General features: G+C 68.1%; 22 protein-coding genes. 9 read left to right on the top strand and 13 right to left on the bottom strand.

Annotated elements, in window-relative coordinates:
• Position 1 precedes the first annotated feature (1 nt).
• A complete protein-coding gene (locus EL337_RS15835; protein WP_232786736.1) occupies positions 2–1,702 on the top strand; it encodes a hypothetical protein in 1,701 nt (566 codons plus the stop codon).
• Positions 1,699–2,904, top strand: coding sequence for a CHAT domain-containing protein (locus EL337_RS15830; protein ID WP_232786742.1), 1,206 nt, complete (start codon positions 1,699–1,701; stop codon positions 2,902–2,904). The genes EL337_RS15835 and EL337_RS15830 overlap by 4 nt, the downstream gene beginning before the upstream one ends.
• Here EL337_RS15830 and EL337_RS15825 read toward each other — a convergent pair.
• Entirely contained in the window at positions 2,876–3,238 is a 363-nt protein-coding gene (locus EL337_RS15825) for a hypothetical protein (RefSeq protein ID WP_053086818.1), read from the bottom strand. The genes EL337_RS15830 and EL337_RS15825 overlap by 29 nt on opposite strands.
• Here EL337_RS15825 and EL337_RS15820 point away from each other — a divergent pair.
• Together EL337_RS15820 and EL337_RS15815 are read left to right on the top strand one after the other, a co-directional pair.
• The gene (locus EL337_RS15820) at positions 3,237–4,601 is read left to right on the top strand and encodes a hypothetical protein (RefSeq protein WP_370737124.1); all 1,365 of its coding nucleotides are present in this window, start codon (positions 3,237–3,239) and stop codon (positions 4,599–4,601) included. The two genes, EL337_RS15825 and EL337_RS15820, sit on opposite strands and share 2 nt — an antisense overlap.
• Positions 4,598–5,686 carry a hypothetical protein gene (locus tag EL337_RS15815; RefSeq protein WP_048631222.1) on the top strand — a complete coding sequence of 363 codons (1,089 nt, stop codon included), beginning with the start codon at positions 4,598–4,600 and terminating at the stop codon, positions 5,684–5,686. The genes EL337_RS15820 and EL337_RS15815 overlap by 4 nt, the downstream gene beginning before the upstream one ends.
• Here the strand turns inward: EL337_RS15815 and EL337_RS15810 are convergent.
• The 4 genes from EL337_RS15810 to EL337_RS15795 all read right to left on the bottom strand — a co-directional run bounded on the left by EL337_RS15810 (position 5,680) and on the right by EL337_RS15795 (position 11,086).
• Positions 5,680–5,958: a PspA/IM30 family protein gene (locus EL337_RS15810; protein WP_048631221.1), complete on the bottom strand. Its 279-nt coding sequence runs from the start codon at positions 5,956–5,958 to the stop codon at positions 5,680–5,682. The genes EL337_RS15815 and EL337_RS15810 overlap by 7 nt on opposite strands.
• Positions 5,959–5,968: 10 nt before the next feature.
• Positions 5,969–7,273 (bottom strand): alpha/beta hydrolase, encoded by a 1,305-nt coding sequence (locus tag EL337_RS15805; RefSeq protein WP_197724280.1) that lies wholly within the window; start codon positions 7,271–7,273, stop codon positions 5,969–5,971.
• Between the two features lie 112 nt (positions 7,274–7,385).
• The gene (lysX, locus tag EL337_RS15800) at positions 7,386–10,712 is read right to left on the bottom strand and encodes a bifunctional lysylphosphatidylglycerol synthetase/lysine--tRNA ligase LysX (RefSeq protein ID WP_048631219.1); all 3,327 of its coding nucleotides are present in this window, start codon (positions 10,710–10,712) and stop codon (positions 7,386–7,388) included.
• A gap of 38 nt (positions 10,713–10,750) precedes the next feature.
• The gene (locus tag EL337_RS15795) at positions 10,751–11,086 is read right to left on the bottom strand and encodes a DUF1844 domain-containing protein (RefSeq protein WP_048631218.1); all 336 of its coding nucleotides are present in this window, start codon (positions 11,084–11,086) and stop codon (positions 10,751–10,753) included.
• A gap of 203 nt (positions 11,087–11,289) precedes the next feature.
• On the opposite strand from EL337_RS15795, the gene infC reads away from it, so the two are divergent.
• The 4 genes from infC to EL337_RS15775 are packed head-to-tail and all read left to right on the top strand — an operon-like array spanning position 11,290 to position 13,382.
• A complete protein-coding gene (infC, locus tag EL337_RS15790; RefSeq protein WP_109519806.1) occupies positions 11,290–11,934 on the top strand; it encodes a translation initiation factor IF-3 in 645 nt (214 codons plus the stop codon).
• A gap of 6 nt (positions 11,935–11,940) precedes the next feature.
• Positions 11,941–12,135 carry a 50S ribosomal protein L35 gene (rpmI, locus tag EL337_RS15785; RefSeq protein ID WP_048631216.1) on the top strand — a complete coding sequence of 65 codons (195 nt, stop codon included), beginning with the start codon at positions 11,941–11,943 and terminating at the stop codon, positions 12,133–12,135.
• Between the two features lie 51 nt (positions 12,136–12,186).
• Complete coding sequence (rplT, locus tag EL337_RS15780; protein ID WP_048631215.1) at positions 12,187–12,576, top strand: 50S ribosomal protein L20; 390 nt, start codon at positions 12,187–12,189, stop codon at positions 12,574–12,576.
• A gap of 59 nt (positions 12,577–12,635) precedes the next feature.
• Positions 12,636–13,382, top strand: a complete 747-nt coding sequence (locus EL337_RS15775; protein WP_048631299.1) for a TrmH family RNA methyltransferase — start codon at positions 12,636–12,638, stop codon at positions 13,380–13,382.
• Between the two features lie 3 nt (positions 13,383–13,385).
• Here the strand turns inward: EL337_RS15775 and EL337_RS15770 are convergent, their stop codons facing one another.
• The 5 genes from EL337_RS15770 to EL337_RS15750 all read right to left on the bottom strand — a co-directional run bounded on the left by EL337_RS15770 (position 13,386) and on the right by EL337_RS15750 (position 17,384).
• Entirely contained in the window at positions 13,386–13,754 is a 369-nt protein-coding gene (locus EL337_RS15770) for an ArsR/SmtB family transcription factor (RefSeq protein WP_048631214.1), read from the bottom strand.
• A complete protein-coding gene (locus EL337_RS15765; RefSeq protein WP_048631213.1) occupies positions 13,751–14,233 on the bottom strand; it encodes an SRPBCC family protein in 483 nt (160 codons plus the stop codon). The genes EL337_RS15770 and EL337_RS15765 overlap by 4 nt, the downstream gene beginning before the upstream one ends.
• Positions 14,234–14,302: 69 nt before the next feature.
• Positions 14,303–15,085 (bottom strand): SDR family NAD(P)-dependent oxidoreductase, encoded by a 783-nt coding sequence (locus EL337_RS15760; RefSeq protein WP_048631212.1) that lies wholly within the window; start codon positions 15,083–15,085, stop codon positions 14,303–14,305.
• 33 nt (positions 15,086–15,118) lie between these two features.
• Positions 15,119–16,366, bottom strand: coding sequence for an acyl-CoA dehydrogenase family protein (locus EL337_RS15755; protein ID WP_048631211.1), 1,248 nt, complete (start codon positions 16,364–16,366; stop codon positions 15,119–15,121).
• Positions 16,367–16,370: 4 nt separating this feature from the next.
• Positions 16,371–17,384 carry an oxygenase MpaB family protein gene (locus EL337_RS15750; RefSeq protein ID WP_048631210.1) on the bottom strand — a complete coding sequence of 338 codons (1,014 nt, stop codon included), beginning with the start codon at positions 17,382–17,384 and terminating at the stop codon, positions 16,371–16,373.
• 157 nt (positions 17,385–17,541) lie between these two features.
• Between EL337_RS15750 and EL337_RS15745 the strand changes: the two genes are divergently transcribed.
• Complete coding sequence (locus tag EL337_RS15745; RefSeq protein ID WP_048631209.1) at positions 17,542–18,411, top strand: adenylate/guanylate cyclase domain-containing protein; 870 nt, start codon at positions 17,542–17,544, stop codon at positions 18,409–18,411.
• A gap of 5 nt (positions 18,412–18,416) precedes the next feature.
• On the opposite strand, the gene EL337_RS15740 is transcribed toward EL337_RS15745, so the two are convergent.
• From EL337_RS15740 to EL337_RS15730, 3 genes are read right to left on the bottom strand one after another with little or no spacing between them, the layout of a single operon-like run.
• Positions 18,417–19,304, bottom strand: a complete 888-nt coding sequence (locus EL337_RS15740; RefSeq protein ID WP_048631208.1) for a bestrophin family protein — start codon at positions 19,302–19,304, stop codon at positions 18,417–18,419.
• A gap of 4 nt (positions 19,305–19,308) precedes the next feature.
• Positions 19,309–20,169: a hypothetical protein gene (locus tag EL337_RS15735; RefSeq protein WP_048631207.1), complete on the bottom strand. Its 861-nt coding sequence runs from the start codon at positions 20,167–20,169 to the stop codon at positions 19,309–19,311.
• Entirely contained in the window at positions 20,166–21,746 is a 1,581-nt protein-coding gene (locus tag EL337_RS15730) for an FMN-binding glutamate synthase family protein (protein WP_048631298.1), read from the bottom strand. The genes EL337_RS15735 and EL337_RS15730 overlap by 4 nt, the downstream gene beginning before the upstream one ends.
• Positions 21,747–21,774 lie beyond the last annotated feature (28 nt).

Genomic DNA, 21,774 nt, shown 5'->3' with positions numbered 1-21,774 from the left:
GATGTCATTCGCTGGAGCGGCGGGCGTGTTCGACACGCCCGCCGCTTCCTATGATGACGCAGTGACGCACTCAGCCGGTCCGCCCGACATCGAGAGTGATCTCGACCGGGCGCGTCGCCTGTGCTTCGCTGCCGACGAAGGCGCCGCGAAGGACCTGCTGCTGTCCCTGATGCCGCGCATCGAGGAGGCCGACCGCGACGACCTGATGCTGGAGGTCTACGCGCAACTGGGCGAGCTCTACCTGGTGCGAACCGCATACGAAGGGGTGACGGAATGCCTCACGCGCATCCGCGAGTGTCTACAGCTCTACCGCGAGGTCCGCACCGGGCACCGCCCGCAGGCAGCCGGTCAGGTCACCATGTCGGCCACGGAGATCGACCACATGATCTGCCGGTATTCCCGGCGTGCGCTGTTCCTGCAGACCGGGATGGCCGCCGCGCACGGTGAGCACGAGTCCGCCGCGACATATCTGCAGGCCCTCGCCGAGGAGCCGGGCACGTTCGACGACCTCATCGGTGAGCACACCTACCTGATCACCCACGCGCGCATCCTGTGCGCCGTCGCTTTGTGCGACGACGACCTGCACGTGCAGTCGATTCCCCTGTGGGCGCGCGTGTTGGAGGACATCGACGGGCCGGGTGACGGCAGCGAGGCCGGCGACACCCTCAGAGTGCTCGCAGGCACCGGATATGGCCGGTTCTGTGTCGAGACCGGGCGGTTGACGGAGGCCGAACCGTGGCTGCGGCGTGCGGGCGCGCGTGCGCAGGCTCGTGGCTGGGACCTCTACACGGCCAGAACACAATTGGAACGCGCGACCGCGGCGTGGACAGCGGGGGACAGGGCCCGCGCTCAGGACCTGGTTCATGCGGCGTATCCGGCCATCGCCGAACACGCCCGTGCACACGATGTGTCGCGCAGCTGGCTGTACTTCGGCCTGATCTCCATCTCCGTCGGCGAGCTCGACGACGCCGACGAGCGGCTCGGCCACGCCGAACGCCACTGGCGTGAACTGGGCAAGCCGCTGCACATTCACCGAATCCTGGTGCAGCGCAGCTGGGTGGACATCCTGCGGGGCGATCATGCCGCCGCCACCGAGCGCGTGGACGCCGCCCGCGAGCTGCTGGACAGTTGGCCCAGGCGCAGTTGGTTGCAGTACGCCAGGCTCGACGATCACATGGGCTCGATCCTTCGGGCGGATGCGCTGGCAGACCCCGGGAGTGCGGAGGAGAAGTTCGCGCGGGCTGCCGACCTCAAAGTGCCCGCGGCACTGGCCGTGGATTCGGTGCGGTACGCGATCGGAGATGCCGACGCCCGGATGCGCTGGGCCACGCACGTGTCGGCGCGCCTACTCGCCGGCGCCTTCGCGGTGGCGTGGGAATGGGGAAACACCGCCTTGGTCAGTGAACTGATCGAATATCACTGCGCACGAGGCACATTCACCGTACCGCAGTCGCCGCATACCGCCGCGTGGGAGAACGCCGCGGCGGCTACCGTGCCCGTCGACGATGCCGACGAGTATGCACTCGTGGCTTCCGGCCCGGAAGCCACGGTCGGCGGATCGCTGACCAGGCTCGGCGCGCTACCGCCACTGAGGATGGATCCGAGCGCTGATCCGATCCTGGTGCGCTATCGCGATCTGGCGCATCGCCGGTACGGCCGCCTGGTCACCGCCGCAGAGGCCGAGTGGTGCACATGGCCGTGACCGATACGCCGCTGGTGCTGCGATACGCCGATGTCGGGGTGGCCACCTATGCCAGTCTGCGCGTCGTCGGCGCGCCCCAGCGGACTGTCACGTGGGCGATCGACGAGGCAGCGCTCGGTGCCGTACGACAAGTGCTCGGCGATGCCGTACCGGATCCAGGGCCGTCCGAAGACTCTCGCGCGGCACTCGAACGCGCCTTCACCACAGGGTCGTTCGCGGACCCGGCGACCGAACAGCAACTGGCCGACATCCTCGGTGAGCATCTGATTCCGCCGGCGGGCTGGCAGTTGATCACCGAAACCGGCGGGGAGCCGTACCCGGTTCTGTTCGTCGCGCCGACCACCCGGCTGGCTCAGGTGCCGTGGTCGTTGCTCGCCGTGCCCGGCGGCACCGGGCGCCGGCTGATCGAGCTCGTCGACATCCTCGTCGCGGTCCCGCCGAACATCGTCAATGCGCCGCGCACACCCGCGCGGTGGGACGAGCGCCACGACAGCGCAGCACTGCTGATCCTCGATCCGCGGGTACCCGGCCAGCGCCCAGACTCCGCGCTCGGGTCGGTCCTGGGGAGGCCGGACGCCGACGGACCGTTGGCGCGACACTTCGCCGAGTTGAGGACGCGGCGCGACGTCATGCCCGAGGTGTCCTCGACCGTCGAACTCTTCCGGAGCGGTGAGGCCGGCCGCGGCTGGCTGGCCGATCAGCTGAGCCGGTCACCGAGCCGGCTGCTGTACGTCGGGCATGCCACCGTCGCCGACGGTGAGGCGGGGCAGGCTGATCGTGCGGCGGTCTATCTGGCGGAGCCGCATCCACTGACCGCAGGCGACCTGATGACCGCGCAGTGGCGGATTCCGCCACGGGCTGCGCTGTTGGCCTGCTCCTCTGGTGGCGACTACCGATTCGACGAGGCGACTGGGCTGGTGGCCGCGTTGGTCCTGGGTGGTGCTGTGGTGGTGACTGCCACTCTGTGGTCATTGCCCACGGCGGCGGGATACCGTCAGTTCTGCAGTACTGCAACGGAATCCGAGGACCCGATGGCTGAGACGGTGATCGCGGTCGATACGGCACACGAGGCCGAAGACGCAGGCAGGGAGGTCAACGCATGGCAGCGCGAGCAGATGACCCGGTGGCGCGACGGTGATCTCGCTGCGAGCCCGCTGTACTGGGCGGCACTGGTCACCTTCGCGGTGGACGGTGCCCGGTGATCGCCCCCGGCGAGTGCAGTCGGGGTACGCGGATGGCGATCAACGACTCATCCCCGGGGCGGTAGAACATGTCGACGACGCTCCCCGGGGTGAAGTTCGCCAGCTCTGTCGCCGGGATCAGCGTGGTCTCGCGGGCGGCGAACTGTCCGCCCTCGGGTCTGCTGACGATGACGTCGAGCTCGACCTCCGGGCAGTCCGCGCTGAACCCTCCGGTGAGGCGCAACCCGACAACGACCCCGCGGGACCTGATCACGGTGCTGGTCGGAACCAGCAGCACGACCGCGGTCCCGGCGATCAGGAAGCCGAAGAAGATCAGGGTCAACACGCTGGGCATGCCCTCAGCGTCGAGGACCCGTGCCGCTACCGAACCCAACTTCTATCCTGATCCGGTGAGTGCGGGCCCGGTGACGTCGGTGGCCGTGCGGCTGCCCCGCCGTGCGGTGATCGATCGCGCATGGCGCGCGGTAGGTGACGGGGTCGAGGTGCTCAGCGCCGACGACGGCAGTCCGCTGACCCGCACGGTGAAACGCATCATCGATCCGCTGGTGCTGCGGCTGCGCTCGAATGCCAGGTATTCCACACCGGTCGTGGCCGACGACGTCGCCGCCGAGATGCATGCCGCGATAACGGGACAGGCCGACACCCTTCGCGCGACCGCTGCCTGGTTCGATCAGCTCAAGAGAGAACGCCGCCGGCTGCGCATCACCACCGGTAACGCGCAGGAACTCTACTTCCCGCTCTGCTTCGAACTCGCGGTCACCAGGGGAGCGCCGGGCCGGCATGACCGTGCGGCAGCAAAAACTGTTCTGCGCGAAGTGCATTCCGACCGTGACCGGACGGCGATCGAGGTACTCAACCGTTACATCGCGGACGGTCGCGTGGTCGAGGCGCTGTCAGAGCAGCTAGCGCGCAGCTGGCGGGACGTCGAGGCGGGCAACGAGATCAGCGGTCCATTCCTGGCCGGGCTGGCCGCCGTGCTGGGACGGGCGGACAGCCACAACGCCGTCGTCGCCCGTCAGCGTGTGTGGTCGGCGCTGCTGGCCGACGCGACACCGTACAACTTCGGCGCCGCTGCGCATCACAGCGTTGACCTGCCGTGGTCGATCGTCGCCCTCGGGCTGAGTTCGGCGCAGCCGCAACGGCCCCCGATGGTCACCGGAGGAGACGGAGAACGCCCTCTGGACCGCAGCGTCGTCGAACGCGTGCGGGCGACGCTGCGGCGCGCCTTGGCGCGGGAGGAGCTGCCCGAGGTCCCGCTGCTGTGTGCCGAAGAGGTGGACAGGTCCTGCGCGCCGTGGGGTCTGCTCGGCGAGGACAGGCAGGCGACGCTTCTCGCCGGCATCGAGGTTGCGGTCGATCTCGCGCCACTCGACGAGTCGGCGCACCCGCGCCACGACCTGTCACGTCAGATTCAGTCGCGGCTGCGTAAGGAGGCCTATGTGCTGCACGCACGGCGCTACCTGGTCGGCGGTGGCTCCGTGCATCCGCACCAGCGGCACGTCGTCGACGAACTCGCGGCGTTCTGCAGGCCCTACCTGAGCCGGCTGTGGGCACGTCTGCACGGGCGCGACGTGTGGCAGGAGTCATGTGCCGACGTCGACGAGGTGCGTGCGCTGCTCGAGGGCGTGTCGAGGTCGGTCAGCCTGGACCACCGTCAGCGCATCAAGGCCATGCTGGAAGCGCAGGCGCGACAATGAGATTCGTCTCGGATGCGGGCCTGTGGTCGACGGGACCGAACCCGGACCCGGCGCCGCTGACCGCGGTGCTGGAGGTGTCCGGGGCGGTGCTGGCATGGACGGTCGACCGTCCGGACGCCGACGTGCAGGTCGCATTCACCGACCCCGCCCGCGCGGACTGGCTGTGGCGGGTTGCCGGAGAGCGCGCGCACAGCGAGATCGTGCGCACGCTGGAGATCGGCGGCGCGGGACCGGTCGAGGTCGACGACGTGAGGCTCGACAGCGCGGCGCTGGAGCCCCTGCGACGGCTCGCCTACGGCCACTGGCTGCGGCGCTGGTGGCCGGCGAGTCGCCGGGACGGGATCGCAGGGCTCGACAGCGCCGTGCTGGACGCGGAGCTCGGACTGCTCACCGCGGCAGCCGACGAGTTCTTCACCGACGACACCTTCGATTCCGATGCGGCAGAGCTCGTGCGACCCCACCTGGCGGTGCTCGACGGCCTTTCCCGCCTGGGGGACACCCGGGTGCAGGAACTCGCAGCCGCCTGCGCCGGGCTCGCCGAGGACCTCGGCGTCAGCGCCGTGCCCGCGCCTCGCGTCACACAGGTGGCGGGACGGGACGACTACGCGCTGGTCGCAGGCGTGAACGGCCACCGGGGGACAGCCGAGGCCGTCGAGGCAGGTGTGGCCTCGGTCCACTGGAGTGCGGTGCCGCCTGGCGTCTTCGACGCAGCCGAAGACACCGTCGGCTGGCGGATCGACGCCGACAGCACGGGTGTCACCGTCGCGGTGCGGGCCGAGCTGTCGGGCTCCGCGTCGCCGGCGGGCATCGACGTACGCTTTCGTGCGGGCGGGATCCGTGGGACGGGGGTGCTGGACGCGGCAGGCGCGGCGGCGTTGCCGCTGCTGGCAGACGACGGCGTGCCGGTGACGGAGACCGGTGCATGGGATCGTGATTGGCGAGATGCCACTGTGACGATCGGAGCGGATGTCGGGGAAGACCGCGCTGTGCGGGACCGCGTCCGGGTGTTCGCCCGGGCGCGCCTGCAGTCACCGGGCGCCGACGCGTTCCTGGCCGAGGTGCTGGCGGCGGAGTCCGACTACTGATCGGTGTCGGGTGCCCGGTTCATCGACTTCCGGATCTCGGCGAGCCGCTCGGCGGCTGCCTCCTGCCGTCGCGCGTACTGGTCCTCGACGGTGCGGCCCTCCGGGGTCTCGGAGGCCAGCTCCGCCGAGCCGAGCGACGTCGCGTAGCGGTTTTCGATCTTCTCCCGCACCGCGTCGAATGTCGGTACGCCGGCAGGGGAGTAGCCGGTTTCGGGCGGTGTCGTCGGCTCCGCGGGAATGACGTCAGCGTCGATGATCGGTTCGTCCGGCATGCCCCTCACGCTACCCCTGGACCGCTCCGGGCAGATCGGTCTCGGGGACGCCCGGCGTCCCGATCCTGCCCGCGAGCCAGGGCAGCGAGGAACTGAAGGCGTTGGACGCGAACGGCCAGTCGTGGTTGCCGGGTTGGGTCACCACAGCGCAGTCGATGCCGGACTGGTGGCCCAGCGCGCACAGTGAACTGGCCGCGACAGCCTGGTCGTTGGGTTTGGCGACACCGGAGACGGCGCTGTTGACAGCGAACCAGCCCGCAACCCCCTGGTACCGGCCGTGGCTCGTCATCACCGCCTTCGGGTCGAATGCGGCGTAGGCCGCCGCATTTCCGCCGAACAGCCGGTCGACGGTCTCGGCCTGGGTGCCGGAGTTGGGTGCCGCGTCACCGGCGATGTCGACGAACGCACTGAACGTGTCCGGATGCATCACCGTCAGGTCGACGGCGCAGGTGCCGCCCATCGACCAGCCGACCACACCCCAGTGGGCACTGTCGGTGCTGACGCCGAAGTGGGATTTGACATACGGCACAACATCTTTGACAAGGTGGTCGGCAGAGTTGCCGCGCGACCCGTTGACGCATTCGGTGTCGTTGTTGAAGGCGCCGCCCGGGTCGACGAACACGACGACGGGGGCATAGCCGTGGTGGGCGGCAGCGAAATCGTCGAGAATCTTCACCGCGCCGCCGGCCCGCATCCAGTCGGCGGGTGTGTTGAACTCGCCGCCGATCATCATCACGACCGGCAGAGCGGGCGGTGGGGTGTCGGCGAACCATGCGGGCGGCAGGTACACGAACTCCTGCCGGTGCCTGAATCCCGAAGCGGTGTCCGGAATGTCGACGGCTTCCACGCTGCCCTTGATCGGAATCCGGTGCTGTCGCTGCATGGCGGCGATGGCAACCTGATCGGTCTCGTCCGGCAGCGGTCCCGCGGTGACCTGGTTCCACGCCGTCTGCACGGTGGGGAAGTAGCCGACCCAGAGGTTCAACATCAGTGCAGCAGACAACGCGCACAGCGGGACCGCGGCGACCGCGGCCGCCCTGCGCCACCACCGCGCGTTGCGCCATCCCGACAGCAGGACGCCGACAGCCAGGCCGGACAGCGCGATCCACACCCACAGCGTGTGCGGGGCGGGGTTGGTGTCGTCGGCAAGGCCTGCCGAATCGATGTACCAGTAGGTGCCCACCGCAAGGCCGGCGCCGATGAGGGCCGACCAGGGTAACCAGATCATCCGCCACCGCCGGGTGCGCCAACCGATGGCAGCGACCAGGGCGATGGCCGCCACGATCTGCACGGAGACGGGCAGCCACCCGTGCATCAGTGAGAGATTGTGGCGCAAGGTGTCCGGCAACGTCACAGCGTCCAGATTGGCCGCAGATTCTTGGAGCCCGCTGTGACCTCACTGCGAACGGCTTGGATCGCTTTCGCCGCTAGCGCGGCTTCGCGAGCGGGAAGGGCAGGGTCTCGCGGATGCTGCGCCCGGTGATCAGCATGACGACGCGGTCCACCCCCATGCCGAGCCCGCCGGTCGGCGGCATCGCGTATTCCATGGCCTGCAGGAAGTCTTCGTCGAGTTCCATGGCTTCCGGGTCGCCTCCGGACGCGAGCAGGGACTGCTCCTGGAGGCGGCGCCGCTGCTCCACGGGATCGGTGAGCTCGCTGTAGGCGGTGCCCAGCTCGACTCCCCACGCGACCAGGTCCCAGCGTTCGGCCACCCCGGGAATGCTGCGGTGCGGCCGGGTGAGCGGCGACACCGACGTCGGGAAATCTTTGTAGAACGTCGGCGCCTGCGTCCGATCCTCGACGAGGTGTTCGTACATCTCCAGGACCACCGCGCCGGCATCCCAGTGCGTCAGGTAGGCGATGCCCGCCTTGTCGCACAACCGGCGCAACGTAAGAAGGTCCGTCTCGACGTCGATGTGCTCACCGAGCGCCTCTGATACCGCGCCGTGCACGGTCTTGACCGTCCACTGGCCCGAGATGTCGACCGGCTCGAGTACGCCGTCCTCGCGGGGGCGCAGAAACACGTGTGCGCCGTTGGCCGCCAGCGCCGCGTTCTGGATCAGCTCGCGGCACCCGTCGATCCAGACGTTGTAGTCGGCGTGCGCCTGATAGGCCTCCAGCAACGTGAACTCGGGGTTGTGGCTGAAGTCGACGCCTTCGTTGCGGAATGCGCGGCCCAGCTCGAAGACCCGCTCCACACCGCCGACGCACAGCCGTTTGAGATACAGCTCGGGCGCGATGCGCAGATACAGGTCGAGGTCGTAGGCGTTGATGTGGGTCAGGAACGGACGGGCGTTGGCGCCGCCGTGGATCTGCTGCAGGATCGGTGTCTCGACTTCCAGAAAACCCTTGGCGAACAGGGTTTCGCGGATCGCGTGCAGAACCCCGCTGCGTGCCTTGATGAGCTCGCGCGCATCGGTGTTGACCGCCAGGTCGACGTAGCGGGCGCGGACGCGGGCCTCCTGATCGGTCAGGCCCTTCCATTTGTCGGGCAACGGTCGCAGGCACTTGCCGATCAACCGCCACCCGGTCACCAGCACCGACCATGTGCCCGACCGGGTGTGGCCCATGGTTCCGGTGACCTCGACGAGGTCGCCGAGGTCGATGGTCCGGGTGAAGTCCGCCGTGGTGCCCATGAACGACTGCGTCAACAGCGAGTTGTCCAGCAGCAGTTGGGTTTCCCCCGACCAGTCGCGAAGCTGGACGAAGAGAACGCCGCCATAGTCGCGCAGTCGCAGCACGCGCCCGGCGACGGTCACCGCGGTGCCGTCCTCGCAGACCAGCGCCTGTGCGACGGTGTGGCTGGGCGGACTGCCCACCGGGTAGGCGTCGATTCCGTTGTCCTGCAGAGCCCGTAGCTTGGCCATCCGAACCCGGACCTGCTCCGGCAGGCGCGGCTGATCGTCGTCGTCGGGCAGGTCGGCTGCGAGCCCGGCGACGTCGGGGGCGGTGCCGTCGCTGTGCAGCAGCCCGGTCGCCACCAAGGACCCCGGCGCCGCGATGTGATGGCCGGTGTGTGGTTGCTCGTGGCGCCGCGAGAACGGCAGCACCAGGAAGCCTTCGGCGATGACCGAGGCCACGCCGACCTTCGGCACCAACCTCGCGTCCTCGTAGCAGGCGAACCGCGGCACCCATTCGGGCTGGTATTTCATATTGGACCGATACAGCGTTTCCAGCTGCCACCAGCGTGAGAAGAACACCAGCAGCCAGCGCCACAGTCGGGCCACCGGGCCCGCGCCGAGCTGGGCGCCCTGCTCGAACGCCGAACGGAACATCGCGAAGTTGAGCGAGATCCGGGTGATCCCGATGCCCTCGGACTGCGTACACAACTCGCTGACCATCAACTCGATGGTTCCGTTGGGTGACTGCGGAGCGCGGCGCATCAGATCCAGCGATACCCCGTTGCTGCCCCATGGCACGAGCGAGAGCATCGCCACGACCGTCGGGTCCTGGCCGTCGGGATTCTGGACCGCCTCGACCAGGAGGCAGTCACCGTCGCCCGGGTCCCCGAGTCTGCCCAGCGCCATCGAGAATCCGCGCTCGTCGTCGGTGTCCCGCCACGCGTCGGCCCGGGCGATCACGTCGGCCATCTCCTCCGCCGACAGCTCGCGATGCCGGCGGAAGCGGACGCCGACCCCGGAGCGCTTGGCCCGGGTGACCGCCTGCCGGACCGCGCGCATGTCGGGTCCGGAGAGCCGGAAGTCGTCCGGATGCAGGATCGCTTCGTCGCCCAGTTGCAGCGCGTTCAGTCCGGCCTCGCGGAAGGCCTGGGCGGCAGTCGAACTGGCGCCCATCACCCCCGGCGCCCAGCCATAGGTCTCGCACAGTTTCAGCCACGCCTCGATGGCCTGCGGCCACGCCTTCGGGTCGCCCACCGGGTCGCCGCTGGCCAGGCAGACGCCCACCTCGACGCGATAGGTGATGGCGGCGCGGCCGTTGGGGGCGAACACCACCGCCTTGTCCCTGCGGGTGGCGAAGTAGCCCAGAGAGTCGTTCTTGCCGTACAGCTCGAGCAGGCCGCGGATGGCGGATTCGTCCTCACCGGTCAACGCATTGTCGGCTCGCTGCGACTGGAACAGCACGATGGCGGTCACCATCAGCGCAAGCGCGCCGAACAGCCCGAGCAGCGCGTTGACGAATACGTGCGGGTGGCCGCTGAACGCATCGGCGTCCGCGCCGGCGAACGCGCTGACCCGGTTGAGCGCGTACCAGAAGCGATCGGGCCGGGCGAGACTGCCGGGAAACAGCTCCAGCAGCCCCCAGCCGATCAGCGTGCCGACCGCCATGGCTGTGACGAGAGTGGCGGCAGCCTTCAGCAGCGCGCCCCGTCGCACCCTGGCCCAGAACTCCTTGCGAGCCAACAGCAGGAAGGCGATCGCCGCGAGATGGAAACCCAGGCCGATGATCTCGCCGATTTCCTGGAACCACCGTTCGCCGTCGACGAGACCGGCGACGTTCCACCCGGCGGCGGCGACCATGTAGCCCACGAGGATCCACCAGGCGATCCGCTTGCGCGCGGCCAGCGCCCCGGCCAGCAGGGCGAGCACGAACGCCCACGCGAAGCTGGTGTCCGGGAAGTTGAAGATGTAGTCGTCGACCCATTCGCGGGGGACCCGGATGATCGACCGGATCAGCGGCGAGATGCTCGCCAGCAGAGACAGCGTCGCGATGACCCCGACGATCCAGCCGGCCGCCGCGGGCACCCACCGGTGGCTGGACTTGGGATGCGCCCGCACAAGGCTGGTAGGGGTCATAGGCCGCGAGGATATTCGCTCGACGGCCGAATGTGGTGCTACCAGACCGGACCGGTGTATTTCTCTCCCGGACCGTGTCCTGGCTCGTCAGGAGCGGCGCTGGCCTCGCGGAACGCGAGCTGCAAGGTCTTGAGTCCGTCGCGTACCGGCCCGGCGTGCGGACCCAGGTATTCCGCCGATGCGGTGACCAACCCGGCCAGCGCGGTGATCAGGCGCCGGGCTTCGTCGAGGTCGCGGTGCGGGCTGTCATCGGGATCGTCGTCCGACAGACCCAATTTTTCGGCGGTGGCGCTCATCAGCATCACGGCCGCCCGGGTGATGACCTCGACGGCGGGAATCTCGGCGAGTTCGCGGATGCTGGGATCATCGGTCATGGCTGGTAGACTTCCATGCGCGACCGTCCCGGCTAACGCCAGGGACACCAAGTGGAGTCCCGCTCCCACCGCCGGCCGACGATGATTCGAAGGTACTGCGGTCCGGTCACCGACATCGTAGATGTCTGGCCTGGTCGGCTTTGGCCCTGCTCAGCAGGGTGTGCTCGTTCTGTGGAACGGGAGGCCGGCGGCGTGGGGGATTCCTGAGCACAGCAGGAACTATCCCGGGAGGCCCCATCAGCACTGAGACCCGCGTCAACGAGCGCATCCGCGTACCTGAAGTTCGCCTGATCGGTCCGGGCGGTGAACAGGTAGGCATCGTGCGCATCGAAGATGCACTCCGCGTCGCCGCGGATGCCGACCTGGACCTCGTCGAAGTAGCCCCGGACGCCAAGCCGCCCGTGTGCAAGATCATGGACTACGGCAAGTTCAAGTACGAGACGGCACAGAAGGCGCGCGAGTCTCGCAAGAACCAGCAGCAGACCGTCGTCAAAGAACAGAAGCTGCGTCCCAAGATCGACCCGCACGATTACGAGACCAAAAAGGGTCACGTCATCCGCTTCCTCGAAGCAGGGTCCAAGGTCAAGGTGACGATCATGTTCCGCGGACGCGAGCAGTCGCGGCCCGAACTCGGCTTCCGGCTCCTGCAGCGCCTGGGCGCTGACGTCGCCGATTACGGCTTCGTCGAGACGTCCGCCAAGCAGGACGGCCGCAACATGACGATGGTGCTGGCACCGCACCGCGGTGCGAAGACTCGCGCCAAGGCGGCGCACGATGCAGACGTCCCGGCGGCACAGCGCGCCAGCGCGGCGGCCGCCGAAGCCCCCACCGATACACCACAGAACTGAGGAAAAATGCCCAAGGCGAAGACCCACAGCGGCGCTTCGAAGCGGTTCCGTCGCACCGGAACCGGCAAGATCGTCCGTCAGAAGGCCGGCCGTCGCCACCTGCTCGAGCACAAGGCGAGCAAGCGCACCCGACGTCTCGACGGCCGCACTGTGGTGGCCCCGAACGACGCCAAGCGCATCGCCAAGATGCTGAACGGCTAGAGCTTTTCTGCCACCAGCTTTGACCTGACCCCACCGAGATAGGAACACCCCATGGCACGCGTGAAGCGCGCACTCAACGCGCAGAAGAAGCGGCGCACCGTACTGAAGGCTTCCAAGGGATACCGCGGCCAGCGGTCCCGGCTGTACCGCAAGGCAAAAGAGCAGCAGCTGCACTCGCTGACCTACGCCTACCGTGACCGCAAGGCGCGCAAGGGCGACTTCCGCAAGCTGTGGATCACCCGCATCAATGCGGCCGCCCGCGCCAACGGCGTCACCTACAACCGGTTGATCCAGGGCCTCAAGGCCGCCGGTGTCGAGGTCGATCGCAAGAACCTCGCCGAGATCGCGGTCAGCGACGCCGCCGCCTTCACCGCTCTGGTCGAGGTCGCCAAGGCCGCTCTGCCCGAGGATGTCAACGCACCGTCCGGCGAGGCTGCTTAACGGAGGGCAGGAGCGAAGCGACCCGGGAAATGTCGCCGCTCACCGAGCGCTCTGCCCGGGTGGCGGCGGCAGTCAAGCTGCACCGCCACACCGGGCGCCGCCGCGCCGCACGCTTCCTCGCCGAAGGTCCCAACCTGGTCGAGGCGGCGTTGCGGCGCGGACTCGTCTCCGAGGTCTTCGCGACAGCCGAAGCCGCGCACCGGTTCGCCGGTCTGCTGAGCGGCGTCACCGTCGACCTGGTCACTGACAAGGCCGCCAAAGTCTTGTCGGACACCGTGACTCCGGTGGGCCTCGTCGCCGTGTGCTCCATGCCCGACGTTGCCCTCGACGAGGTACTCGCCGGTGACCCGAGGTTGGTTGCCGTCCCGGTCGGCATCTCCGAACCGGGCAACGCCGGCACCCTGATCCGAGTGGCCGACGCGATGGGCGCCGATGCCGTCGTACTCGCCGGTGACAGCGTCGATCCCTACAACGGCAAGTGCCTGCGCGCCTCGGCGGGCAGCATCTTCTCCGTCCCGGTGATCAGCGACCCCGACGCCGCGGGTGTCCTCGCCCGCCTGAGGGACGCGGGCCTGCAGGTGCTGGCCACGGTGCTCGACGGCGACGTCAGCCTGGACGACGCGGACCTGTCGACCCCCACCGCATGGCTGTTCGGGCCGGAGGCGCACGGCCTACCGCCCGAGGTCGTCGCGCTGGCGACCACCGGCGTCCGAATTCCGATGCCCGGCGGCGCCGAAAGTCTGAACGTCGCGTCCGCGGCGGCGATCTGCCTCTACCAGAGTGCACGCGCCTTTCGGCTGCGCTGACACCTAGGTGCCACCGCGGGGCCCGTCCGAGCGGTGATCCCGGGACGGGGTCTGATCCTCGACGAATGCCGTCAATCGATCGATGGCCCCATCCCATCGACGGGACAGTGCGCCCAGATAGTCGCCGGCCGCGGCGAGCGGCTGCGGCTCGACTGTCCAGATCCGTTCGCGTCCCTGTTTCGAACTGCGGACCACGCCGACCGCCTCCAGGATCTGGAGATGCTTGGTGGCGGCCTGTCGAGACAGCGGAATCGCTTGCGCCACCTGCAATGTCGACCGAGGGCCGGATTCGCACAGCCCGATGACCATGTCGAGGCGATGGGGATCTCCCAGGGCCCCGAACACCGACGCGGTCGCCGCTGCAGTGCTCATCGCGCCGATTCGAGGGCGACGTAGGTGCCGATCAACTGCAATTGCAGCGCCCAGCCTTCGCTGTTGCCCCGGCGGGAGGCGTCACGATGGTCGTGGGGGAGCGCCTCGAAGCCGGACTCGACGATGGTCAGCAGAGTCCCGCCCCCGTCCTCGGCCAGGGTGAACTCCACGAGCGTGGTCAGTTCAGCGAATTCTGTGCCGGGCAACGGGTTCCACCGGAAAGCCAGGCGGCGTAGCGGCTCGACGGCGACGACCCACAGCGTGACCGGTGCCCCGACGTAGGGCCGTTGCTTCTCGGCGATCTCCGGGTCCACCTGCGTTTCGGTGATCTGGCCCGAGATAGTCTGGCCCTCGACGAACGGGCCGTCCACGGACATGCCGAACCACGTGCCGAATTTCTGACTATCGCCGAGGGCGTCCCACACCCGCTCGATGGGGGCGTTCAGGCGAGCATGCTTCTCGATCCGGTCGGCGGTCATGGGCAACCTTTCTGTTGCCTGTACTCCACCACGAACGCCACCGGAAGCGCAACCTCGTGGTTGCGTGATTCAGTCGTCGGACTTCAAGATCCGCTCGGATACCGCGAGCATGACCTTCCGCGGGGTGAACCGGTAGCCGGCGGCCAGCAGGCTGTTGCGCAACCCGGAGACCACCGTCGGTGACGAGTTGCCGAGCGCGCCGAAGGCCGTGTCCACAACCTGCTTGGAGGTCTGCCGCCCGTCGGTGAGGAACTTCTCGCCGGTCCGCTCGAAGAACTCGGTTTCGGTGGCGCCGGGACACAGCGCCAGGATGGTCACTCCGGTGCCGCGACACTCCTGCCAGAGCGCCTCGGAGTACGACAGCACGAAAGCCTTCGTGGCCCCGTAGACCGCCATGCCCGGGGTGGGCTGGAACGCTGCGGTGGACGCGACGTTGATCACGACGCCGGTACTCCGCTCGACCATGCCCGGCAGGAAACGGGCGGTCAGGTCGACCAGCGTGCCGCAGTTCAACTGGATCTGCGCGGCGTTGCCCTCGGGCTCCTGGGTGACGAACTTGCCGTGCAGGCCGACGCCGGCGTTGTTGACCAACACGTCGACGGTGCGTCCGAGTTCGCGGATACCGGACTGCAGTTCCGCACCGGAACCCGGCACGGCGAGGTCGGCGGCCAGGACGTCCACCACGATTCCGGGGTGCCGGGCCAGCAGAGTCTCCCGCAGCGCCGTCAACTTGTCGGCGCGGCGCGCGACCAGGATGAGGTTGGCACCTCGTTGCGCGAGCTGGACTGCGAACTCTTCACCGATGCCGCCGCTGGCTCCGGTGACCAAGGCAGTGACGTTGTTGAATTTCACCAGGTGCTCCCGCGGTAGACGACGCCGTCAAGGCTAGTCGCTGAGCAGGCCCCTGGCCACGTGCGTGATCTGCACTTCGTTGCTGCCCGCGTAGATCATCAGCGACTTGGCGTCCCGGGCGAGCTGCTCCACCCGGTACTCCGTCATGTAGCCGTTGCCGCCGAACACCTGCACCGCCTCCATCGCGACGTCGGTGGCGGCCTGCGAGCAGTACCACTTGATCGCCGACGCTTCCGCAAGTGAGATCGGGGTGCCGGTCTGGGCAGCTTCGATCACGCGAAACAGCATGTTGCGCACATTCATTCGCGCGACCTCCATGGACGCGAGTTTGAGCTGGATCAGCTGGAACTGGCCGATCTCCTTGCCCCACAGCGTGCGGGACTTCGCATAGTCGACGCACAGGCGCAGGCATTCCTCGATGACGCCGAGGGCCATCGCGGCGACGCCGATGCGCTCGGCCGAGAAGTTGGACCTGGCGCTGTCGCGGCCCTGGTCCTTGCCGTCGGCGCTGTCACCTTCGGTCTCGCCGAGCAGCCGGTCGCGGCCCAGCCGGACGTCACTGAAGAACAGCTCGCCGGTGCGGGACGAATGAATGCCCATCTTGCGGAACGGCTTCGACTGGACGAAACCGTCCATGCCGCGGTCGAGCACGAACGTCAGCACCTTGCGATCCCGCTTGCTCACGCTGGCGTCGCCCTCGTCCAGCTTCGCGTACACGACCACGACGTCGGCATCCGGACCGTTGGTGATGAAGGTCTTCTGGCCGTTGAGGATGTAGTCGTCGCCATCGCGGACCACATAGGACTTCATGCCGCCGAATGCGTCTGACCCGGAGTCGGGTTCGGTGATCGCCCAGGCGCCCACCTTGTCGTAGGTCACGAGGTCCGGTAGCCAGCGCTCCTGCTGGGCCAGCGTGCCCCGGCCCATGATGGTCGGCACCGTGAGTCCCAGGCTGACGCCCATCCCGGTGACGACACCCATCGATACCCGGCACAGTTCGCTGATGACGACGAAACCCATGCCCGCGGAACCGCCGTCGCCGCCGAACATGCCGCCGCCGGAGGACTTCGCTTCGGTGCCGTCGCGCAACCGGGCCAAACGCTTGTTCAAGGAGTCGCGCGCCATGTCGGCGATGCCGAACGTGGCGAAGAGCTTGCGGATGACGGGATAGGGCTCCATCTCGCCGCTTTCGAGCGCGTCGACGTGCGGGCGGACTTCTTTGTCGACGAACTCCCGCACGGCGTCGCGCACGGCGATATCGACGTCAGACCATTCGAGCATGCGTTCAGGCTGCCTTACTCGGACCGGCCGGTCGACGCGCCCCCGCCAGAGAGAACGTGGTGTGCACCAGCGACCCCACCCGGTCGAGCAGCGACCTGTGCGGCGGCTGGTAGTGCATCGGCATCGCGCGGCGGTCCCGCGGCGGCGCCATGAATGCCGGCGCCTCGACCAGTGGGGCGTCGGCCGGGATCTTGCCTTCGGCGCGACGGTAGGCCGCCACGGCCCGCGGGTGCAGCCGGATCTCGTCGGGGACCGCGACGAACGCCAACTCGACCAGTTTGCCGAACAGCCGCAGCACCACCTCGTCGCCGGGGGTCCACCGCATGCCGGCCCGCTCGCGCACAACCGGATCGAAAAGCCCTGCGGCGATCCACCGTTGGGCCCCGACCATCGGTTTGAAGAGCTGATCCCACACCGGTGTCGGCATCAGCACGAACCACGGTTTCGGGATGCGCATAGAGAAGATGTCCAGCGTCGCCTTGTTGATCTCGAGTTCGTCGCGGCACTTGCGGTCCCAGTACTCGCCGAATGCCGTCCACGACTCGGGGACCGGCTGCATGCTCATGCCGTACATCCGGTACCACTGGACGTGCTCGTCGAACAGTTGCTCTTTCTCGGCCTCGGTCAGACCGCCGCAGAAGTACTCGGCTGTCTTGATGATCAGCATGAAGAACGTGGCGTGCGCCCAGTAGAACGTCTCCGGATTGAGCGCGTGGTAGCGCCTGCCGTCGGCGTCGACCCCTTTGATCGTCTTGTGGTAACCGCGAATCTGCGCTCCGGTCTGCGCGGCGCGGTCACCGTCGTAGACGACGCCCATGATGGGATACACCGAACGTGCCACGCGCTGCAGTGGTTCACGCAACAACACCGAATGGTCTTCGACCCCGGCGCCGAGTTGCGGAAACATGTTCTGGATCGCGCCGATCCAGACGCCGAGCATGCCGGTTCGGACATCACCGAAGTACTTCCAGGTCAGTGAATCCGGGCCGAGGGGATTGTCCGTCGGGGCCGTTTCCATCGCCGTTGAGCGCACTTCCTCAAGATAGGCGTGACAACGTTCGTTGTCTACGATTTGGGTGGCCCTGCCCGGCAGCGTTACTGACCCGCCGCCCACGCGCCATGCAGCCGTGACCTGCCAATTTAAGGCGGCGATCTTGCTCGATTAGGCTTGCCGTGTGGACGACGACCCGCCGGGTGCACGCGCAGGCGACCAGTCCGCAAGCTCCACCTGGTGGTTGAGCAACGTCAACCACAACGCCGGCTTGATCTCCCTGCTCCGCCGCGCCCGCCGCGCGCTGCCCGGTGACCCGGAATTCGGCGATCCACTGTCGGTGAGCGGCGTCGGTGGACCGTCCGCGGCCGCCCGTGCCGCCGACCGGCTGCTCGAACGTGACGCCGCGACCCGCGAGCTCAGCCTCGGGGCCTTGCAGGTGTGGCAGGCGCTGACCGAGCGCGTCTCCGGCCGGCCGGCCAACGCCGAGGTCACCATCGTCTTCACCGACCTCGTCGGATTCTCGGCCTGGTCACTCAACGCCGGAGACGACGCGACGCTGCGACTGCTGCGCCGCGTCGCCCAGGTGGTGGAGCCACCGCTGCTGGAGTCGGGCGGGCACATCGTCAAGCGGATGGGCGACGGGCTGATGGCGGTGTTCGCCGAGCCTCACACCGCGGTCCGCGCCGCGATCGCTGCCAGGGAGGCCGTCAAATCCCTTGAGGTGGACGGTTATACGCCGCGTATGCGGGTCGGTGTCCACACCGGCAGGCCGCAGCGGATCGGTTCCGACTGGCTCGGTATCGACGTCAACGTCGCCGCGAGGGTGATGGAGCGTGCCACCCGCGGGGAACTGGTGGTCTCGCAGGCCACCCTCGAGCGGATACCGGAGGACGAGTTCGAGACCCTCGGGGTGACGGCGAAGAGGCTCCGGCGCCAGGTGTTCGCGCCCAAGCAGGAAGGCGTGCCCGCCGACTTCGTGATGTATCGGCTGAGGATGCGCAGACAGGTACCGAATGGCGACGCCGAGGACCAGGCGCTGACGGGCGGATAGTCGCCCTACATCCAGACGGTGGCGCGTGCGTCTTCCCGGGCTCGGGCCAGCGGATGACCGTTGCCGAGAAGGTTGCCGGTGATGGTGGTGCAGAAGCGGAACATCGGCAGATCGAAGACGGTGTTGTTCATGGGCACCTCGATGAAGTGCCCGAGCCGTTCGGCGATGATGAACACGCTCATCACCAGCAGGCCGATGGCGATGCTCCACAGGTGATGGCTGGTGGCGTCGAGCCGGTTGAACACCATGATTCCGAAGAACCAGGCGAGCAGCCGAATGAAGAGGTCGTAGTGGACCGGAATGGGTTGGTTGCGAATCCGTTCCAGGCCGCTCTGCGCGGTGACCAGAGCGGTGTTCAACGACATCAGCATCACCAGGCCCTGGGGATCCAGTCGGTCCGCGTCCGACAGTGCCCGCACGTCACGCGCCTGCTGGGTCAGCAGCATGGTGGCGTCGGCGTCGGCAGGGTCTTCGGGGGTGAGGTCGCTGACGCCGGCCGGCGGCTCGACGCCGCGTAGCTCGGCGGCCAGGCGCCAGGCGTGCCGCACCTGGCGGCGACGCATCCGGTCCAGCACGGTGGCCATGGTGTCGGACCCGTCGTCGACACTGGCCAACGCGTTGTCCAGGGCGCGGCAGTTGATGATGACGGCGCCCCACAGCGTGCGCGCTTCCCACCAGCGGTTGTACGCGGTGGTGTTGCGGAAACCGATGAAGATCGTGGCGCCGATGCCGAGGACGGACAGTACGGCCGTGGCGTTCTCATCCTGAATCTGGTCGGGGATCGGCACCATCACCGCGGCCACCGCCACGATCGCGAGCAGGGTGAAGCGCAGTGCCCACGACACCCGCGCCGCGACCTTGAACGGCCCCGTACGCCCAACGGAACGGATCATGTGCTCACCGCACCGCCACTGACTCGTTGACGAACGTGCACTCGTCCTCCACGGTGTCGACCATGTCGGGAACGCTGACATTGAGCCGTCGCAGCGCCCGGTACGAGAGGCTCTGAGTGGACCGACTGCCCAGCCCTTCGGCGAACCCGGCGTCGCGGTAGGCGCCCATCTCGTCGTCGAGCGCGGCGAACCGCGAACAGTCGAAACCCACCTTGCCCTGCCGATAGGTCGACACGAGGTCGTTGTACTTGTCGATGAAACCCGTGATGTCGACCGCCATCTGGGTGCGGTCGAAGTTGTCGGGCTGTTGCACCGGCGTGGTGACCCAGCGCCCTTCGGAGATCGAATACTGACCGATTCCGGGTGCGGGCCGGTAGCTACCGGTGCGCTCACTGTGGAAGGTCACCTCGGCCGGTACGCCGTAGAACGTGACGTGATTCGCCTGGCGATGTTCCACCTCGCTGTTGAGCACGCTCAGCACCGCCGCCAGATCGCCGGACGTCATGGACGGGGAGCTGACGAACACGTGTACGCCGAAGTCGGAGGCATCGTCGTACTCGTAGGAGGCGTTGCTGCCGAACAGGTCGATCCCGTCGATGGCGAGCTCGAGACCTGTGTCGGCGACGATGCGGTCGATGACACGCAGCGTCGCCTCCCGGATGTCCGGCTTCATCTGCATGCCATCCCAGATGCGGGGGTCCAGTCGGGTGGGGAATGTGGTGACCTTGTCGATCACCTCGGCCACCGCCTGTTCTGATCCGTCGGCCGACCAGCCGTCGGTGTCGTGCGACGCGGGTTCCGACGCGCACGCCGTGACACACGTCAGCGTGGCCATCGTGGCCAGCCACGCCGTCGAGCGGCTCATCGAAACTCCTCGGCGGACGCCTCGATCCAGTCGGACAGCCATGAGTCTGGCGGGTCCTGGAGAAGTTCGCCCGGCATCAGCCAGTCGTAGATCTCGGCGTAGGTTTGCGTCCGCTGTCCCTCGATGCGGCGATTCAGCATCGCGGGAGACAGTTCGTGGAATCCGGCCAGGCCCATCGACGCGACGATCTGGGCGGCGCTGGCCACCGTCGCGCGCTGGAAGTTGTACACCCGCACGGTCTTGTCCGCCACGTCGAGTGCCTTCGCCCGGACCGGGTCCTGGGTCGCCACCCCCGTCGGGCAGTGGTTGGTGTTGCACTTCAGCGCCTGGATGCAACCGACCGCGAACATCATCGCCCGTGCGGACATCGTGAAGTCCGCGCCCTGGCAGATCCGGCTGACGATGTCGACGCCACTGGCCACCTTGCCCGAGGCGCCCACCTTGATCCGGTCTCGCAGCCCCGTGCCGACCAGGCTGTTGTGGACGAGCATCAGTCCCTCGGTCAGTGGCATCCCGATGTGGTCCTCGAATTCCTGCGGTGCGGCACCGGTTCCACCCTCCCCGCCGTCGACGATGACGAAGTCCGCGGAGATACCCGTCTCCAGGAACCCCTTGCATATCGACAGGAACTCCGTGCGGGCACCGACACACAGCTTGAACCCGACCGGCTTGCCGCCGGACAGCTCGCGCAGCCGGCCGATGAACTGCGCGAACTCGACCGGGGTGGAGAACGCGCTGTGCGCAGGTGGTGACACCACCGTGCGGCCCACCGGCACCCCGCGTGTCGCTGCGATCTCCGGACTGACCTTGGCGCCGGGCAGGACCCCACCGAGGCCGGGCTTGGCGCCCTGGGACAACTTCACCGACACGGCCTTGACCGTGGGTAGTAACGCCTTGTCCGCGAACGCAACCGGATCGAACCGCCCGTCGGCGTCCCGGCAGCCGAAGTAGCCCGAACCGATCTCCCAGATCAGATCGCCGCCGCCGCGCAAGTGGTACGGGCTGATGCCGCCCTCGCCCGTGTCGTGCGCGAACCCCCCGCGATACGCCCCCGCGTTGAGCGCTTCGATCGCGTTCGCCGACAGCGCCCCGAAGCTCATGGCCGACACGTTGAGCACGGCGATGTCGTAGGGCTTGAGGCAGTCCGGGCCCCCCAGCCGGACCCGCGGGTCGAGCTCGTCGGCGAAGCGCGCGCGCAGCGAGTGCCGCAGGAACTCGTACCCGAGCGCGTTGACGTCGCGCTCGGTCCCGAACGGTTCGTCGCCCTTGGTGCCCTTGGCGCGCTCGTAGACCATGTCGCGGGTCTCGCGGTCGAACGGCGTGGCCTCGGTGTTGGACTCGATGAAGTACTGCCGTATCTCGGGCCGGATCAGCTCCATCAGGAACCGGACGTGCCCCAGGATCGGATAGACCCGCAGGATCGTGTGCCGCTTCTGAACCAGGTCCCACGTGCCCAGCAGCGCCAACCCCGCCAGCACCACGGCGGCCACCACCCATGCCGGGCGATGCGTGAACGCCGCGGCCAGGGCTGCCGCGGCCAGCATCCACAGTGCGCCGACGAGCAGGGGCCGGATCAACACCGCGCGAGGGTATCGCCGCAGCGCA

Origin of the sequence: Mycolicibacterium aurum, assembly GCF_900637195.1 — a bacterium.
GTDB classification, from domain to species: domain Bacteria; phylum Actinomycetota; class Actinomycetes; order Mycobacteriales; family Mycobacteriaceae; genus Mycobacterium; species Mycobacterium aurum.
The sequence above is the reverse complement of the archived record's forward strand: the minus strand, read 5'-3'. Positions and strand labels throughout refer to the sequence as shown.

Bases quoted from the DNA above. Each gene is read 5' to 3' on its own strand.
- EL337_RS15765 (WP_048631213.1), bottom strand. From the start codon at position 14,233: ATGACCGCCGACCGGATCGAGAAGCATGCTCGCCTGAACGCCCCCATC.
- EL337_RS15735 (WP_048631207.1), bottom strand. From the start codon at position 20,169: ATGAGCCGCTCGACGGCGTGGCTGGCCACGATGGCCACGCTGACGTGT.
- EL337_RS15805 (WP_197724280.1), bottom strand. From the start codon at position 7,273: ATGCACGGGTGGCTGCCCGTCTCCGTGCAGATCGTGGCGGCCATCGCC.
- lysX (WP_048631219.1), bottom strand. From the start codon at position 10,712: ATGACCCCTACCAGCCTTGTGCGGGCGCATCCCAAGTCCAGCCACCGG.
- EL337_RS15755 (WP_048631211.1), bottom strand. From the start codon at position 16,366: ATGCTCGAATGGTCTGACGTCGATATCGCCGTGCGCGACGCCGTGCGG.
- EL337_RS15815 (WP_048631222.1), top strand. From the start codon at position 4,598: ATGAGATTCGTCTCGGATGCGGGCCTGTGGTCGACGGGACCGAACCCG.
- rplT (WP_048631215.1), top strand. From the start codon at position 12,187: ATGGCACGCGTGAAGCGCGCACTCAACGCGCAGAAGAAGCGGCGCACC.
- rpmI (WP_048631216.1), top strand. From the start codon at position 11,941: ATGCCCAAGGCGAAGACCCACAGCGGCGCTTCGAAGCGGTTCCGTCGC.
- EL337_RS15810 (WP_048631221.1), bottom strand. From the start codon at position 5,958: ATGCCGGACGAACCGATCATCGACGCTGACGTCATTCCCGCGGAGCCG.
- EL337_RS15770 (WP_048631214.1), bottom strand. From the start codon at position 13,754: ATGAGCACTGCAGCGGCGACCGCGTCGGTGTTCGGGGCCCTGGGAGAT.
- EL337_RS15750 (WP_048631210.1), bottom strand. From the start codon at position 17,384: ATGGAAACGGCCCCGACGGACAATCCCCTCGGCCCGGATTCACTGACC.
- EL337_RS15825 (WP_053086818.1), bottom strand. From the start codon at position 3,238: ATGCCCAGCGTGTTGACCCTGATCTTCTTCGGCTTCCTGATCGCCGGG.
- EL337_RS15820 (WP_370737124.1), top strand. From the start codon at position 3,237: ATGCCCTCAGCGTCGAGGACCCGTGCCGCTACCGAACCCAACTTCTAT.
- EL337_RS15740 (WP_048631208.1), bottom strand. From the start codon at position 19,304: ATGATCCGTTCCGTTGGGCGTACGGGGCCGTTCAAGGTCGCGGCGCGG.
- EL337_RS15795 (WP_048631218.1), bottom strand. From the start codon at position 11,086: ATGACCGATGATCCCAGCATCCGCGAACTCGCCGAGATTCCCGCCGTC.
- EL337_RS15835 (WP_232786736.1), top strand. From the start codon at position 2: ATGTCATTCGCTGGAGCGGCGGGCGTGTTCGACACGCCCGCCGCTTCC.